At 72.0% G+C, this 14,188-nt stretch carries 15 protein-coding genes; 8 read left to right on the top strand and 7 right to left on the bottom strand.

The window, feature by feature from the left end:
- Positions 1-618: a hypothetical protein gene (locus tag AB0J86_RS12065; RefSeq protein WP_363856202.1), complete on the top strand. Its 618-nt coding sequence runs from the start codon at positions 1-3 to the stop codon at positions 616-618.
- A 30-nt stretch (positions 619-648) separates the two neighbouring features.
- On the opposite strand, the gene AB0J86_RS12060 is transcribed toward AB0J86_RS12065, so the two are convergent.
- From AB0J86_RS12060 to AB0J86_RS12045, 4 genes are all read right to left on the bottom strand, one after another.
- Entirely contained in the window at positions 649-1,431 is a 783-nt protein-coding gene (locus tag AB0J86_RS12060) for an alpha/beta hydrolase (RefSeq protein WP_363856200.1), read from the bottom strand.
- 10 nt (positions 1,432-1,441) lie between these two features.
- Positions 1,442-1,900: an SRPBCC domain-containing protein gene (locus AB0J86_RS12055; protein WP_363856198.1), complete on the bottom strand. Its 459-nt coding sequence runs from the start codon at positions 1,898-1,900 to the stop codon at positions 1,442-1,444.
- The gene (locus AB0J86_RS12050) at positions 1,897-2,262 is read right to left on the bottom strand and encodes a metalloregulator ArsR/SmtB family transcription factor (protein ID WP_363856197.1); all 366 of its coding nucleotides are present in this window, start codon (positions 2,260-2,262) and stop codon (positions 1,897-1,899) included. Before AB0J86_RS12050 ends, AB0J86_RS12055 begins: the two co-directional genes overlap by 4 nt.
- 95 nt (positions 2,263-2,357) lie before the next feature.
- Entirely contained in the window at positions 2,358-3,836 is a 1,479-nt protein-coding gene (locus tag AB0J86_RS12045) for an MFS transporter (protein ID WP_363856195.1), read from the bottom strand.
- A 140-nt stretch (positions 3,837-3,976) separates the two neighbouring features.
- Between AB0J86_RS12045 and AB0J86_RS12040 the strand changes: the two genes are divergently transcribed.
- The 7 genes from AB0J86_RS12040 (at position 3,977) to AB0J86_RS12010 (ending at position 12,863) form a co-directional block, all read left to right on the top strand.
- A complete protein-coding gene (locus AB0J86_RS12040) occupies positions 3,977-5,197 on the top strand; it encodes a cytochrome P450 (RefSeq protein WP_363856193.1) in 1,221 nt (406 codons plus the stop codon).
- Positions 5,198-5,199: 2 nt separating this feature from the next.
- Positions 5,200-5,865, top strand: coding sequence for a TetR family transcriptional regulator (locus AB0J86_RS12035; RefSeq protein ID WP_363856191.1), 666 nt, complete (start codon positions 5,200-5,202; stop codon positions 5,863-5,865).
- Positions 5,866-5,967: 102 nt separating this feature from the next.
- Positions 5,968-7,161 (top strand): FAD-dependent oxidoreductase, encoded by a 1,194-nt coding sequence (locus AB0J86_RS12030; protein ID WP_363856190.1) that lies wholly within the window; start codon positions 5,968-5,970, stop codon positions 7,159-7,161.
- 134 nt (positions 7,162-7,295) lie between these two features.
- Positions 7,296-8,519, top strand: coding sequence for a cytochrome P450 (locus AB0J86_RS12025; protein ID WP_363856188.1), 1,224 nt, complete (start codon positions 7,296-7,298; stop codon positions 8,517-8,519).
- Between the two features lie 49 nt (positions 8,520-8,568).
- The gene (locus AB0J86_RS12020) at positions 8,569-8,763 is read left to right on the top strand and encodes a ferredoxin (RefSeq protein ID WP_363856186.1); all 195 of its coding nucleotides are present in this window, start codon (positions 8,569-8,571) and stop codon (positions 8,761-8,763) included.
- A gap of 185 nt (positions 8,764-8,948) precedes the next feature.
- Positions 8,949-12,242 carry a hypothetical protein gene (locus AB0J86_RS12015; protein WP_363856184.1) on the top strand — a complete coding sequence of 1,098 codons (3,294 nt, stop codon included), beginning with the start codon at positions 8,949-8,951 and terminating at the stop codon, positions 12,240-12,242.
- A gap of 123 nt (positions 12,243-12,365) precedes the next feature.
- Complete coding sequence (locus AB0J86_RS12010) at positions 12,366-12,863, top strand: hypothetical protein (RefSeq protein WP_363856182.1); 498 nt, start codon at positions 12,366-12,368, stop codon at positions 12,861-12,863.
- A gap of 10 nt (positions 12,864-12,873) precedes the next feature.
- Here AB0J86_RS12010 and AB0J86_RS12005 read toward each other — a convergent pair whose 3' ends face one another.
- The 3 genes from AB0J86_RS12005 to AB0J86_RS11995 form a co-directional block, all read right to left on the bottom strand.
- On the bottom strand, positions 12,874-13,065 hold the full coding sequence (locus tag AB0J86_RS12005; RefSeq protein ID WP_363856493.1) for a DUF397 domain-containing protein: 192 nt from the start codon (positions 13,063-13,065) through the stop codon (positions 12,874-12,876).
- A 92-nt stretch (positions 13,066-13,157) separates the two neighbouring features.
- Positions 13,158-13,739, bottom strand: a complete 582-nt coding sequence (locus AB0J86_RS12000; protein WP_363856181.1) for a hypothetical protein — start codon at positions 13,737-13,739, stop codon at positions 13,158-13,160.
- Between the two features lies 1 nt (position 13,740).
- Positions 13,741-14,188: hypothetical protein (locus AB0J86_RS11995; RefSeq protein ID WP_363856179.1), on the bottom strand; the 448-nt coding region annotated here is incomplete at its 5' end.

Here is a 14,188-nt window from a genome sequence, read left to right as displayed (position 1 = left end):
GTGGAAGCGACCTTCTGGATCGGCGGCTCGCCGTGTGCCGGCAAGAGCACGGTGGCGGCCCGGCTCGCCGCCGACCGTGGCGCCACGCTCTACTCCTGCGACGAGGCGTTCGAGCGACACGCGGCCACGGTCGACCCGGAGCGGGGCCGGACGCTGCGCCGGGTCGTCGCGCTGGGCATCGAGGAGCGGCTGGGCCAGCCGGTCGACCGCCAGGTGGACGACCTCTTCCGCCTCTACGTCGAGGAGTTTCCGCTGATCCTGGCGGACCTCGCGCGGATCGCGGGCGCCCGGGTCCCCGAGGGCGCGGCGCTGCTGCCGGAGCTGCTCGCCGCGCGGCGGGTCGCGCCGGACCGCGCGGTCTGGATCGTGCCGACCGGCGAGTTCCAGCGGCGGCACTACCGGCGGCGACGCTGGGCGTGGGAGCTGCTGGCGTCGCTGCCGGAGCCGGAGTGGGCGTTCGACCGCTGGATGCGCCGCGACGAGCTGTTCGCGTCCCGGGTCGCGGAGCAGGCCCGGGACCTCGGCTATCCGGTGATCGTGGTCGACGGTACGGCGCCGGTCGAACGGGTCACCGCCGCCGTGCGGCGCCTCTTCGACCGGTCGGCCGAGCGGAGTTAGGCCGGGCGGGTCGCTGGCGCCGTCTCCTGGTCAGGCGGTGAAGAACCGGACCAGCGCCGGGGCGAGCGCCTCGGGGGCGACGTCGTGCGTCTGGTCGTCCAGTGTCCGGTACGCGGCGCCGGGAATCGCGTCCGCCGTGGCCCGGGCCGCCCGGCGCATCGGCTCCGGGCTGGCCCCGCCGGCGAGCAGCAGCGTCGGTACGCCGACCGCCGCCGCGAGGTCGCGGGGCACCCGGCCGTCGCCGAGCACCCGGTCGTCGTACGCGAGGGTCGGGGCGATCGCCTCGAACGCGGCCCAGTGCGGCTGCGTACGCATGCCGGCCACCACCTGGGCCGGTACGCCGACGGTGGTCATGAAGAGCGCCACGGCGTCGCCCCGGCGTCCCGCGTCGAGCAGTTCGTCGAGGCGTGCGCGGTACTCCTTGGCCCGGCTGTCGTCGGTGCCCTCGGTCAGGAACGGCGGCTCGTAGAGGGCCAGCCGCGTGATCCCGCCGCCGGTGGCCGCGGCGGTCAGGGCCAGGGCCGCGCCGGAGGAGATGCCGTAGACGCACACCGCACCGCCGGCCGCCGCGACGACGGCCCGCAGGTCCTCGACCTCGCGCGCCACGGCGTACGGCGGGGTGTCGCCGCTCTCGCCCCGGCCGCGCCGGTCGTAGGCGTGGACGGTGAAGTGGTCGGCCAGCGCGGCGGCGAGCGGCCGCATCGGCCCCCCGGCGCGGTGGCACATCGCCCCGTCGACGAGGACCAGGGCCGGCCCGGCACCGCTGCGTTCGTACGCGATCGCGGTGCCGTCGGCCGACGTTACTACCGGCATCTCGTGTTCCTCACTCCCGCTCGGGTCCGGCGTTCAGCCCGGCCAGGTACGCGTCGAAGCGGTCCAGGCCGGTCTCGAAGCCGGCCCGCGCCGCGGCGCTCAGGTACGCCTCCGGAACGTTGGTCTGGTGGGTGACCACCTCGGTCCGCCCGTCGCCGAGGTCGACGAAGGTGACCGTCGTCCGCATGCCGCCCTCGACGTCGCGCTCGATCCAGACCAGCCGGTGCGGCCGGTCGATCTCCACGTAGACGGCCCGCATCGTGTACGTGCCGCCGTCGGCGTCGCTGACCATGGTGGTCTCGAAGGCGCCGCCGGGGCGCAGGTCGACGACGATGGTGGCGACCGGCGTGGTCGTCCCGGTCGGACCCCAGAAGTGGGCGAGGTGCTCGGGCGTGGTCATGCAGTCGAAGAGCAGTTCGGGCGTGCCCCGGTGCACCCGCCGGTAGGTCAGCTCGCCGGTCCCGGTCACCGCGTCGTCCCCTCTGCCCGGCCAGTCCCCTCGGCGGCCCGCAGGGCCGCCAGGTGTCGCGCGAGGCGGTCGTGCCGGTCGGCCCAGAGCTGGCGGTGCCGGGCGATCCAGTCGACGGCCGCGTCGAGGCGCTCGGTCTCCAGCACGCAGGGCCGGGCCTGCGCCGTCCGCGTCCGCGAGATCAGGCGGGCCCGCTCCAGCACCTTGAGGTGCTTCGAGACCGCCTGCTGCGACATGGCGAACGGCTCGGCGAGCTGGTGCACCGTCGCCTCGCCCTCGGCGAGGCGCGCCAGGATCGCGCGCCGGGTGGGGTCGGCCAGTGCCGAGAACACCAGGCTCAGGTCGTCTTCCACGACTGTCACGCCCGGAACCCTATCACAACCGACAGGTTGCACAACCGGCTGGTTGTCGATCAGGGTGAGCCGCTGTGGCGCGGCGGCCCACCCGTGCGCCAGGGTTACGCTGAGGGCGCTCCGACCGGTACCGCGGCGTCGGTACGGGCCGCCGAGGCGGCCGGGGCCGGACGCCGGGCCGGCAGGAAGGCGGCTACCGCGAGGGCGAGCAGGGCGGCGCCCGAGCCGATGGCCATGACCACCCGGAAGGCGTTCTGCGACGGGAGCGTGACCGGCCCGTACGCGATGGTCAGCTGGGCCAGCACCACGCCGGCGACCGCGCTGGAGATCGAGGTGCCGATGGCCCGCATCAGCGTGTTGAGGCTGTTGGCGGCGGCCGTCTCGGAGACCGGCACGGCCGCCATGACGAGGGCGGGCATCGAGCCGTAGGCGAGCCCGATTCCCGCGCCGATGACGCAGGAGGCGAGCACCAGGTGCCAGACGGCGGACATCAGCGCGATGTTGAGGCCGTAGCCGACGGCCACCACCAGCGCGCCGAGCATCAGCGTCGTCTTGGGGCCCCGGGCCCGGGAGATCCGCGCCGACAGCGGCGCCGTGGCCATCATGACCAGGCCGGACGGGGCCATCACCAGGCCGACGGCGAGCATGCCGTGCCCGAGGCCGTAGCCGGTGGCCTTCGGCAGCTGCAGCAGCTGCGGCAGGACCAGCGACATCGCGAACATCGCGAAGCCGAAGACGGCGGAGGCGAGGTTGGTCAGCAGCACCTGCCGGCGGGCGGTGGTGCGCAGGTCCACCAGCGGCTGCCGGGAGCGCAGCTCCCACCAGCCCCAGGCCAGCAGGACGACGACCGCGGCGGCGAAGAGGCCCAGGGTGACGCCGCCGGTCCAGCCCCAGTCGGCGCCCTTGGAGATCCCCAGCAGCAGGCAGAGCAGCGCGATCGAGAGCCCGACCGCACCCACCACGTCGAAGCGACCGCCACCCCGGACCCGGGACTCCGGTACGAGCAGCAGCACCAGCAGCGTGGCGACGACGCCGAGACCGGCCGCGGTCCAGAACAGGACGTGCCAGTCGGCGTTCTCGGCCAGCAGCGCCGCCGCCGGCAGGCCGAGCGCGCCGCCCACCCCTAGCGACGCGCTCATCAACGCGGTCGCCGAGCCGAGCCGTTCGGCCGGCAGCTCGTCGCGCATGATGCTGATCCCCAGCGGGATCACCCCGGAGGCCATGCCCTGCAGGGCGCGCCCGACGACCATCGGTACCAGGCTGCTGCTCAGGGCGCCGACGGTCGAGCCGACGACCAGCATGACCAGGCTCACCAGCAGCATCCGCCGCTTGCCGTACATGTCGCCGAGCCGGCCCACCGTCGGGGTCGCGACGGCACCCGCGAGCAGCGTGGCGGTAATCGCCCAGGTGGCGTCGGAGGCCGAGGCGTGCAGCAGCTTGGGCAGCTCGGGGATGAGCGGGATGACGAGGGTCTGCATCAGCGAGACCACGATGCCGGCGAGGGCCAGCACCACGACGACGGTGTTCGCCCGTGGCGTGACGGACGGCCCGCCGTCGACGGGTCTGGGAGAAGCCTGGGACACGGTGGAGCCTCCGTACGCCAGTGGCCGGGCGGACGCCCGGACCGGATCGAGACAGATTATTAATTCAGTCGCTTGACTTACGATCGCAGAGCCTAGTTAACTACCGATGTATCGATGGACGACTTCCGGGAGGGCGTGCGGTGGATCACAACGAGAGCGGTCGGCGGCTCAGCTACCCGATTCCCGGCGAGTCCGCGCTGGAGCCGCCGGCCGAATGGGCCCACCTGCGGCAACGCTGCCCGGTCGCCCGGGTGACGCTCCCCAGCGGGGACGAGGCGTCGCTGCTGACCCGGTACGAGGACGTCCGGGCGGTGCTCGCCGATCCCCGGTTCACCCGGCGACTCACCGCGCCCGGCGCGGCCCGCATCTCGGCCAACGAGTCGGGCGGGGTCTTCAACAGCTCGATGTCCAGCTCGATCCCGGAGGGCGGCGAGGGGCACCAGCGGTGGCGGCGGATGCTCGGCAAGTGGTTCACCGCCAAGCGGATGGCCGCGCTCCGGCCGGAGATCGAGGCGATGGCCGACCGGCTGATCGACGACATGGTGGCGCAGGGCCAACCGGCGGACCTCAAGGCCGCGCTCGGCTTCCCGCTGCCGGTGCTGGTGATCTGCGACCTGCTCGGCGTGCCCGACTCGGACCGGGACAAGTTCTCCCACTGGTCCGACAGCATGCTCAACCTGACCCGGTACAGCCAGGCGGAGATCGACACGGCGCAGGCCGAGTTCGACGCGTACATGACGGCCCACGTCGCGGCGATGCGGGAGAACCCGGGCGACGACCTGATCAGCACCCTCATCACCGACACCGACAGCGCGGGCCAGCACCTGCCCGACGCGGCGCTGGTGGCGACCGGCCGGGGCCTGCTGGTCGCCGGGCACGAGACCACCGCGAACATGATCGGCAAGATGGTGGCGATGCTGCTGGCCGACCGGCGGCGCTGGGAGCAGCTCGTGGCGGACCGGTCGCTGGTGCGCCCCGCGGTCGAGGAGGTGCTCCGCTTCGACGCCAACGCCGGGTTCGGCATCCCGCGGTACATCAGCGAGGAGGTCGAGGTCGGCGACGTGCGGGTGGCCGCCGGTACGACCGTGGTCTGCAACATGGCGGCGGCCAACCGCGACGAGAGCGCGTTCGCCGACGCCGGGCGGATGGACCTCACGCGCAGCCCGAACCCGCACCTCGCCTTCGGCGCCGGCGCGCACTCCTGTCTCGGTCAGGCGCTCGCCCGTACCGAGCTGCAGGCCGTGCTCGACGTGCTGCTGCGCCGCCTGCCGTCGCTGGAACTCGCCGTGCCCGCCGACGAGCTGCGCCCGGTGGAGGGGCTGATCGTGGGCGGTCTGCGGGCGGTACCGGTTAGATGGTGACCATGACGGGCAGAGCCGTGCCGGGCAGAGCGGTCCGGGCCGACCGGGCCAGCGCGACCCGGGAACTGATCCTGGTCACGGCCGAGCGGCTCTTCGCCGAGCACGGGCTCGCGGCGGTCTCCAACCGGCAGGTGAGCGAGGCCGCCGGACAGGGCAACAACGCCGCGGTCGGCTACCACTTCGGCACCAAGACCGACCTGGTACGCGCGATCGTACGCAAGCACACCGCGCCCATCGAGGAGCTACGGACGCGGATGCTCGCCGAGGTCGGCGACTCCACGGACGTACGGGGCTGGGTGGCCTGCCTCGTCCGCCCGGTCACCGAGCACCTGGCCGCCCTCGGCAGCCCCACCTGGTTCGCCCGCTTCAACGCGCAGATGATGACCGACCCCGCGTTCCGCGCCACCATGGTCGAGGAGGCGCTGAGCAGCCCGTCGCTGCGGCGGATCGTCGACGGGCTCGGCGACTGCCTCGCCGAGCTGCCGCCGCCGGTACGGGCCGAACGCGGCGACATGGCCCGGCAGCTGATGGTGCACAGCTACGCCGAGCGCGAGCGGGCGCTCGCCGAGGGACTGCCCACCCCCCGGGCGAGCTGGGACGAGGCCGCGACGGGGCTGATCGACGCGATCGTCGGACTCTGGACGGCGCCGGTGACGCCGCACCGCTGAGGACGCCGGCCGCGGACCTTTCCACCACCAGCGCGGAGGGAAACCAACCATGAAGGTGACAAGGCGTTGCGCGGGTGCCGCGAGCACGGTGAGCGGGGACGCGTGAACGGCCCCGCCAGCGTCCTGGTGGTCGGCGCCTCCGCCGCCGGTCTCGCCACCGCGGAGGCGCTGCGCCGGCTCGGCTACGCCGGCGCGCTGACCGTGCTCGGCGCCGAGGCGCACCCGCCGTACGACCGGCCACCCCTGTCCAAGCAGGTCCTCGCCGGCGGCTGGGAGCCGGACCGGGCCCGGCTCCGGACGCGGGAGGCGCTCGCCGCCCTGGGCGCGGAGTTCGTCCTCGCCGATCCGGCGGTCGGGCTCGACCCGGCGACGCGTACCGTGCGCACCGCCTCGGGGCGGGCGCTGTCGGCCGACGCCGTCGTGGTCGCCACCGGGGCGCGACCGCGGGTCCTCCCCGGGCAGTCGGAGCTGGCCGGCGCGCACGTGCTGCGTACGCTCGACCACGCCCTCGCGCTCCGGTCGGACCTGCTGGCGTCGTCCCGGCTGGTGGTCGTCGGGGACGGGGTGCTCGGCGCCGAGGTGGCCGCCACCGCGCGGAGCCTGGGCCTGGCCGTCACCATGGCCGGCCCCCAGCCGGCGCCGCTGGCGAGCCAGGTCGGCCCCCTGGTCGCGGGACTCCTCGCCGAGCTGCACCGCGAGGGCGGGGTCGAGCTGCGCCTCGGCACCGGGGTGAGCGGCCTGACCGGCGCGTCCGGCCGGGTCACGGGCGTACGCCTCGACGGCGGCGAGGTGCTGCCGGCCGACGTGGTCGTGGTGGCGATGGGGGTCGACCCGGCGACGGAGTGGCTGGCCGGCAGCGGGCTACGGCTGGAGAACGGCCTGGTCTGCGACTCGCGTTGCCGGGCGGCCGAGGGCGTCTACGCGGTCGGCGACGTGGCGCGCTGGCACCACGAACGGCTCGGCACGCTGCTGCGGCTGGAGAACCGGACCAACGCCAACGAGCAGGCCATGGCCGTGGCCGCCAACATCCTCGGCGCCGACCAGCCCTACGTTCCGGTGCCGTACTTCTGGACCGACCAGTTCGACGCGAAGATCCAGGTGCACGGGGTGCTGCCCGCCGGGGCGGACGTCACCGTGGTCGAGGGCGACCCGGCGGGCCGCCGCTTCGTGGCGCGCTACGAGCGGGACGGGCGGGTCACCGGCGTACTCGGCTGGAACATGCCCAAGCAGACCCGGCTGCGCCGCCAGGAGATCCTCGACTCGCTGGCCGCCCCCACCCCGGCCGCCACACCGTAGCGCCGCCCGCCCGCGCCCTCGCCCGGTGCGCCGCCCGCCCGCTGTCGGCCGGTGCGCCGCCCGCCCGGGGGCGCGGGCCAGCCCGACTTGCCGCGCGAAAGTCCGCGGTACAGGTTGTTCCAGGGGAGGAATCCATGACCAGCACAGTGGAGTCGGCCGGCACCGGTACGCTCGAGATCCCGAACTTCCCGATGGCCCGGGCGAGCGGTTGCCCGTTCGACCCGCCACCCGAGCTGCGGGCCAGGCAGCAGGAGGGACCGCTGACCCGGGTACGGCTGTGGGACGGCAGCACCCCGTGGCTGGTGACCCGGTACGCCGAGCAGCGGGCGCTGCTGGCCGATCCGCGGATCAGCGCCGACATCACCCGGCCGGGCTACCCGAGCCCCGCCCCGATCACCGGCAACAGCATCGGTTTCATCCTCATGGACGATCCCGAGCACGCCCGGCTGCGGCGGATGGTGACCGCGCCGTTCATGATCAAGCGGGTGGAGGCGCTGCGGCCGGCCGTACAGAAGATCGTGGACGACCTGATCGACGCGATGCTGGCCGGCCCGACGCCGGTCGACCTGGTCGAGGCGTTCGCGCTGCCGGTGCCCTCGCTGGTCATCTGCGAACTGCTCGGCGTCCCCTACTCCGACCACGACTTCTTCCAGGCCAACAGCAAAATCCTGATCAAGCGGGACGCGGAGCCCGAGCAGCGGGCCGAGGCGCTCGGCCGACTGACGGACTACCTGGACAACCTGATGAGCGAGAAGCTCGCGCAGCCCAAGGGCGACCTGCTCTCCGGGCTCGCCGAGCGGATCAAGGCCGGCGAGCTGACCCGGCCCGAGGCGGCCCGGATGGGCGTACTGCTGCTGATCGCCGGGCACGAGACCACCGCCAACATGATCGCGCTCGGTACCCTCGCCCTGCTGCAGAACCCCGACCAGCTGGCGCTGCTGCGCGACGGCGACGACGCGAAGCTGGTCGCCGGGGCCGTGGAGGAGCTGCTGCGGTACCTCAACATCACCCACAACGGGCGGCGCCGGGTCGCGCTGGCCGACATCGAGGTCGGCGACCAGGTGATCCGCGCCGGCGAGGGGCTGATCCTCGCCAACGACATCGGCAACCGGGATCCCGAGATCTTCGCCGAGCCCGACCGCCTGGACCTGACCCGCGACGCCCGCCGGCACGTGGCCTTCGGCTTCGGGGTGCACCAGTGCCTCGGCCAGCCGCTCGCCCGGATGGAGTTGCAGGTCGTCTACAGCACGCTCTACCGGCGCATCCCCACCCTGCGGCTCGCCACCGAGCTGGAGCGGATCCCGTTCAAGCACGACGCGTCCGTGTACGGGGTCTACGAGCTGCCCGTCACCTGGTGACCGGCCGACACCACCACCGACGACCCGACGAGAAGAGCAAGGGAAAATCATGAAGGTCACCATCGACCAGGACAAGTGCGTCGCCTCCGGCCAGTGCGTGGTCGCCGCCGCCGACGTCTTCGACCAGCGCGACGAGGACGGCATCGTGGTACTCCTCAACGCCGCGCCCCCGGCCGAGCTGGCCGAGGACGTACGGCACGCCGCGGCGGTCTGCCCGGCGCTGGCCATCGAAATCGAGGAGTAGGGGCGGGGTCTCGCCCGGGCGAGCCTCCGCAACTGCGGGGATGTAGTGGTTTCCTCGGCTCCGGAGGCCACTACATCCCCGCAACAGCGCGACCTTCGTAATGGGGCGTGCCCGCTCCGCCCCGATCGGGCGCCCGCCACCAGCAGCGTTTGTGCGTTGCGTTAGACCTCCGTTACCGTACGCCGGTGCGTCTGCCCTCCCCTCCCAAGAGGCTGAGCTATGCCGATGCCGTCAAGCTGCTCGGCGCGGGCGAGAGCCGGACGATGGCCCTGTTCGACCGGGTCAGCGGGCTCGCCGCCGCGGGTGTCACCGTCGCCTCGGCCGGAACCGTCGACTTCTTCGCTCTCCGGGACGAGCTGTCCCGCTGGGGCAACCAGACGCTGCGCGGCATCGGGGAGCGGTTGACCGGCATCAGCCGCTTCGACCGTACGCAGCGGCTGCTCGCCGCGCACTCGGTGCTGGTGGTCACCGCCTTCTTCGACGCCTTCGACGAGGTGCTGCGCGAGGACGGCCGCCTCGACCCGGCCGCCGCCGAAATCACCGCCGCCGAACAGGTGACCCTGGCGACCGGGAACTGGCCCGGGGACCGGTACGAGGCGCTGATCACGACTCTCCTGCACGAGTCTCCACCCCTACCGTCGCCGAGCCAGCCATACGAGCACACGCTGATAAGGCTGGACTCGTACTTCGCGGCGCTGACGTTCCGCGTACGCGACTTCCTTCACGGCCTGGCGAGTTTCGAACCGTCCCAACTCGACGCGAGCGCGCTGGACGACGAGGCCACCAATCAAGTCGTGGAACACGCGATCGAACGGTACGTCGTCAATTATCGGCAGCTCGCTGCGGAGGTGCCCGAATTCGCCGTCTGGGTCGGGCTGATCGACGCGCAGGCCACCCGTTCCGCGGTCGACCGGGTCGGTGTCACGCTCCAGGAGCGGATCGCTGAACTCCACACCGGACTCGCCGGCATCGAGGAGCTGCTGACCCGGGTCGTCGTCGACGCGACCCCGGACGCGCGCCGGGCCGACCTGGCGAAGCGGTACCGGGCCCGGCTCCACCAGCCGATCCTCAACCCGAGGGACCTGCCGGAGCACGTCACGCTGCCGACCCTGGTGGCCGCGTACGTCAACCCCCGCTGTCGGATCGCCACGGTCGGGCGGGCGGACCAACCGGCGACCGAGCGCTGGTGGTCGGAGCAGCGGATCCTCACCGACGTGCAGGCGTTCCTGGCCGGGCACCTGACCGGTCCGGACGCGGTCGATGCACCGCTGGTCGTACTCGGCCAGCCCGGTTCCGGGAAGTCGGTGTTCACCCGTGTCCTCGCTGCCCGGCTCCCGGAGACCGACTTCTTTCCGGTACGGGTGGAACTGCGCAGCGTCGCGGCGGATGCCACCATCCAAGACCAGATCGAGGAGGCGTTCCACCTCACCACCGGCGAGCGGGTCGGTTGGCCGGACCTGTCCCGGGCCGCGCTCGGCGCACTGCCGGTGGTGATGCTGGACGGGTTCGACGAGATGTTACAGGCCACCGGCCTGAACCGGGCCGACTATCTCTACCGGGTGCAGGAGTTCCAGCAGCGTGAGGCCGAACTCGCCCGGCCGGTCGCCGTGATCGTCACCAGCCGCACCGTCGTGGCCGACCGCGCCCGGTTCCCCGACGGCTCCCTCGCGATCCTGCTCGAGCCCTTCGACGAGGAGCAGGTCGCCGAGTGGCTCGCGACCTGGAACGGGCTCAACGAGGCCGGCCTGCGTCGGCGGGGCCTCAACCCCCTGCCGCTGTCGGTCGCGATGTCCCATGCCGAACTGGCCACCCAGCCCCTGCTGCTGTTGTTGCTGGCGCTCTACGACCTCTCCGCCAACGCACTGCAAACGGGCGGCGACGACCTCGGCCGGGTCGACCTGTACGAACGGCTCTTCGTCGACTTCGCCGGGCGCGAGGTCGACAAGCACGACAGCGAGCTGACCGACGCCCGACGGCGCGACGCGGTGGAGAGTGAACTCCGGCGGCTCTCGGCGGTGGCCGCCGCGCTGTTCAACCGTCGCGGCGACGTCATCACGGAAGCCGACCTCGACCGGGACCTGCCGCACCTGCTCGGCCCGGACGACCTGGCCCGCTCCCCCGGCGACGGCTCTGCCAGCCGGTCGCTCACCCCGGGCCAACTGCTCGTCGGACGTTTCTTCTTCATCCACGAATCGCAGGCCAACCGCGACACTGGCGCGCCCGAAAAGGTCTTCGAGTTCCTGCACGCCACCTTCGGCGAGTTCCTCGCCGCGCGACTGGTCGTGTCGACGCTGGTGGACCTCGCCGAGGAGCGCCTGCACCAGCGCCGTCGCCCCCAGGCCCGGGTGCTGGACGCGGGCTACCTCTACGCGCTGACCTCCTTTGGTGCGCTCACCCGGCGGGGCCCGATCCGCGAGTTCTGCGCCGGGCTGCTGGCCCGCCTCGACGACGACCGCCGGCGGGCGTGCCGGGAACTGCTATCCGACCTGCTCGCCGACGCCGGGTTTCCGCACCCGACCTGGTCGCTCGCCGACTACGAGCCGATCCGGCTACCCGTGGCGGCGCGGCACGCGGCGTATTCGGCTAACCTCGTCACCCTTTACGTCCTGCTCCATCAGGATCCGGTCGACGTCGCGGAACTGCTGCGGACCGAGGAGACCGAGGATGCCTGGCACCGGTACGCCTCGCTCTGGCGCAGCCAGCTGCCCCTGGACGACTGGCGAACCCTGTGGCAGGCACTGCGGGTCGAGTGGCGAGCGTCCGGTCTGGGGTCGGATCGCCGGCTGACGGTACGCGTCGAGGACGACTCGCCCCTCTCGCTCTACGCCTCGTTGCCCTGGCCGTCCGTCGGGCGATTCCCCGGGGATGACCACGACGAGGATGACGAACGCAACAACGAGCTCTTCCCCGATTTCGTGAAGGCCGAGCACGACTGGGTCGCCGATGAACTTCGCGAACTCGGTTTTCTTCAGACGCCGCACGAGTTCCGGGTCTTCCTGCACGGTCAGGTTCCGCTGCTCCGGCTGCCCCAGAGTTTGGAGTGGTATGTCCCGTACGGCACTAACGGCACACCGAACACCAGGCTGCTACTGGAACTCCTCCTTGATGAGCCGTCGGTCGAGAATTTCGAGCGGCGGGTGGCGTGTTATCAGCACCTTGTCGGAGAGACCGACTTCGCCCTCGGTGTTCAAGAGCTTGTCGTGCAGTTGCTACGCCGAGATGCCAGGGAACTACCGGTAGCCGGAATGGCGAGGATCCTGGCCTCCGCCAAGCCCGCGCGGATCGAACTCGACACCATGATTGACCTGGTCGCCACCGTGGCCGCCCGTACGACCGATGCCGAGCTGATGCGTCGCCTGGTCGAGCAACTGCCGGAGAGCGAAGACGAGTGCTACCAGGAGCGGATCAACGAGCTTCGACGGGAGGCGTACCGGCGGCTCGGGCTCGACGAGGCCGATGCCCCCGGCGACGTACCGTGAGCCGTCGCCGAGTCGTTGTCGCGTGGGTGCTCCGCTGGGCTCACCACCGGCCGACGCGGTCGGGGATGGCCGCTTGTTGCCGCGAGCTGTCCAGCGTGGACGGGCTCGCATAACATCCGGCGCATGTCCGACGACGTCTGGCCGTTCTCCAGGGACAATCCGGGACCGGGTAGCCTGCGCAGCTTCAACGGGATCGGCTTCGATCTCAAGGGGTTCACGCGGGTCGACGCGACAGGCTACTGCTTCGCGACCCGCTGGTTCACCATCATCGGACTCCCGATCATCCCGCTCGACCGCTACTACCTACGCGAACGCGGCTTCGCCAGCAAGAGCATCGGCCTGTACAGCGAGACGACGTACAGGTACAACATCGCGGGCTGGGCCAAACTGCGCTTCGGCGAGGTCCTGCGGACGTACGCCTTCTGCTGGCTCGCGACGCTCGGCGGGGTCGTACCGCTGCTCGCGCTCCTCGCCCGCGCCGACGACTTCCCGGTCTGGGTATCGATCACCGCGATGGTGGTCTGGCCGACGACGGCCATCGTGCTCGCGGTGACGGGCCTGATGTACTACCGCAAGCACTGGGCGCCGCTGCGCGAGGCGCGCTGGCGCGGGCGGAGCTGACCTGCCGGGCTCAGCCCGCCTTCACGGTCTCGACGAAGGCGCGCCACGCCCCGGGGGCGAAGCTCAACGTACCGCCGTCGCGGTCCTTGGTGTCGCGGACCAGCACCCGGCCCGGCAGGTTGTCGGCGACCTCGACGCAGGCTCCGCCCGCGCCGTTGCCGCGGGTGGACTTGCGCCAGCGCGGACTCTCAGACAGCTCCAGTACGCGGGACGGCCCCTTTCTCGGCCGGTCTGCTCACGGTACTGCTTTAGACGTGGAGCGTGCCGCTGCCCTCGTCTCGGGCAACGGTGAGGTCATTCAGGATCGGCGGGGACGTCGGGCGGCTCGGCGGGCCACCGATCCTCCAGGTGCAGACGGACCAGACCCGCGTGCGAGAGCGGGCGACTGAGGTCGTCGACGTCCAAGTTGGTCTCGTAGTCCAGTAGCACGACGTCCGCTCGTCGGCTCAGCTCGGCGAGCTCGTCGAGCAGATCCTTCACCCGGTGTTCGAGCACCCAGCGATAGGCGGGGAGATAGATTCGTCGCCGAGCCGGTCCGTACGGCAGTAGGACCTGCCCGGTCGACCCGTACCGGTGCCCGAGTACGCGCCCGTACCGCCGAGTGGTCCGCTTGAGGCCCTTCATCGAGGTGACATCGAGCTTGCTCAGGTCGACGTCGGAGGTCTCGAAAACCTTCAGCGCCTGCCAGATTCCCTCCACCGACTGCCCGAAGGTACCGGGCGAGCCGGGCACCGGGATGCCACCGTGCGGATAGAACGGGCTGAGTTGCACCCACGGTTGGGCCGCGCGGGAGGTCACGTCGATGACCGTCGAGTTCGGATACTGCTTTTCGATCGTCGCCGCCGATCGTCGCCGGCTCATCACCTCGATCGGCACGTCACTCCCCGCGATCCGCAGGCTCGGGTCGCAGCGGGGGCAGTTGCGGGTAAAGCGGATCCGGAAACCCGTCCGCCAGGCCGGCGTCCAGGTAGTCGCAGACCTCGTCCGTCAATGCCCTGGGCCCCCAGCCGCGCCGCCGCGCGATCGTGGCCGCCGCGCAGGGCTCCGGGTCGAAGTCGGGGGCGCTGCGCGGGTGGAAGAACCGCCAGTCGCCCTCGGTCTCCGCGATCCAAAACTCGGCGATGGTGCCGAGGGCCAGGTCGATCGTCGCAGAGTCCCGCGCCGGTACCGCTGTCAGCAGCTGGCGCCACGCGCGGTCCACGTCGTCCCCGTCCGGCAGGCCGTGCGGCTCGTCCGAGGCCGACGCCAGCAGGCACATCGGGCAACCGGGCCGGGATCCGGACCACCGGGCGTCGCCGATCAGAAAACAGGAGTGGTGGGGAAAA

The organism is Micromonospora sp. NPDC049559, from assembly GCF_040676675.1.
Taxonomy (GTDB): Bacteria; Actinomycetota; Actinomycetes; order Mycobacteriales; family Micromonosporaceae; genus JBFAPK01.
This window is presented reverse-complemented; position numbering and strand designations above follow the sequence as displayed.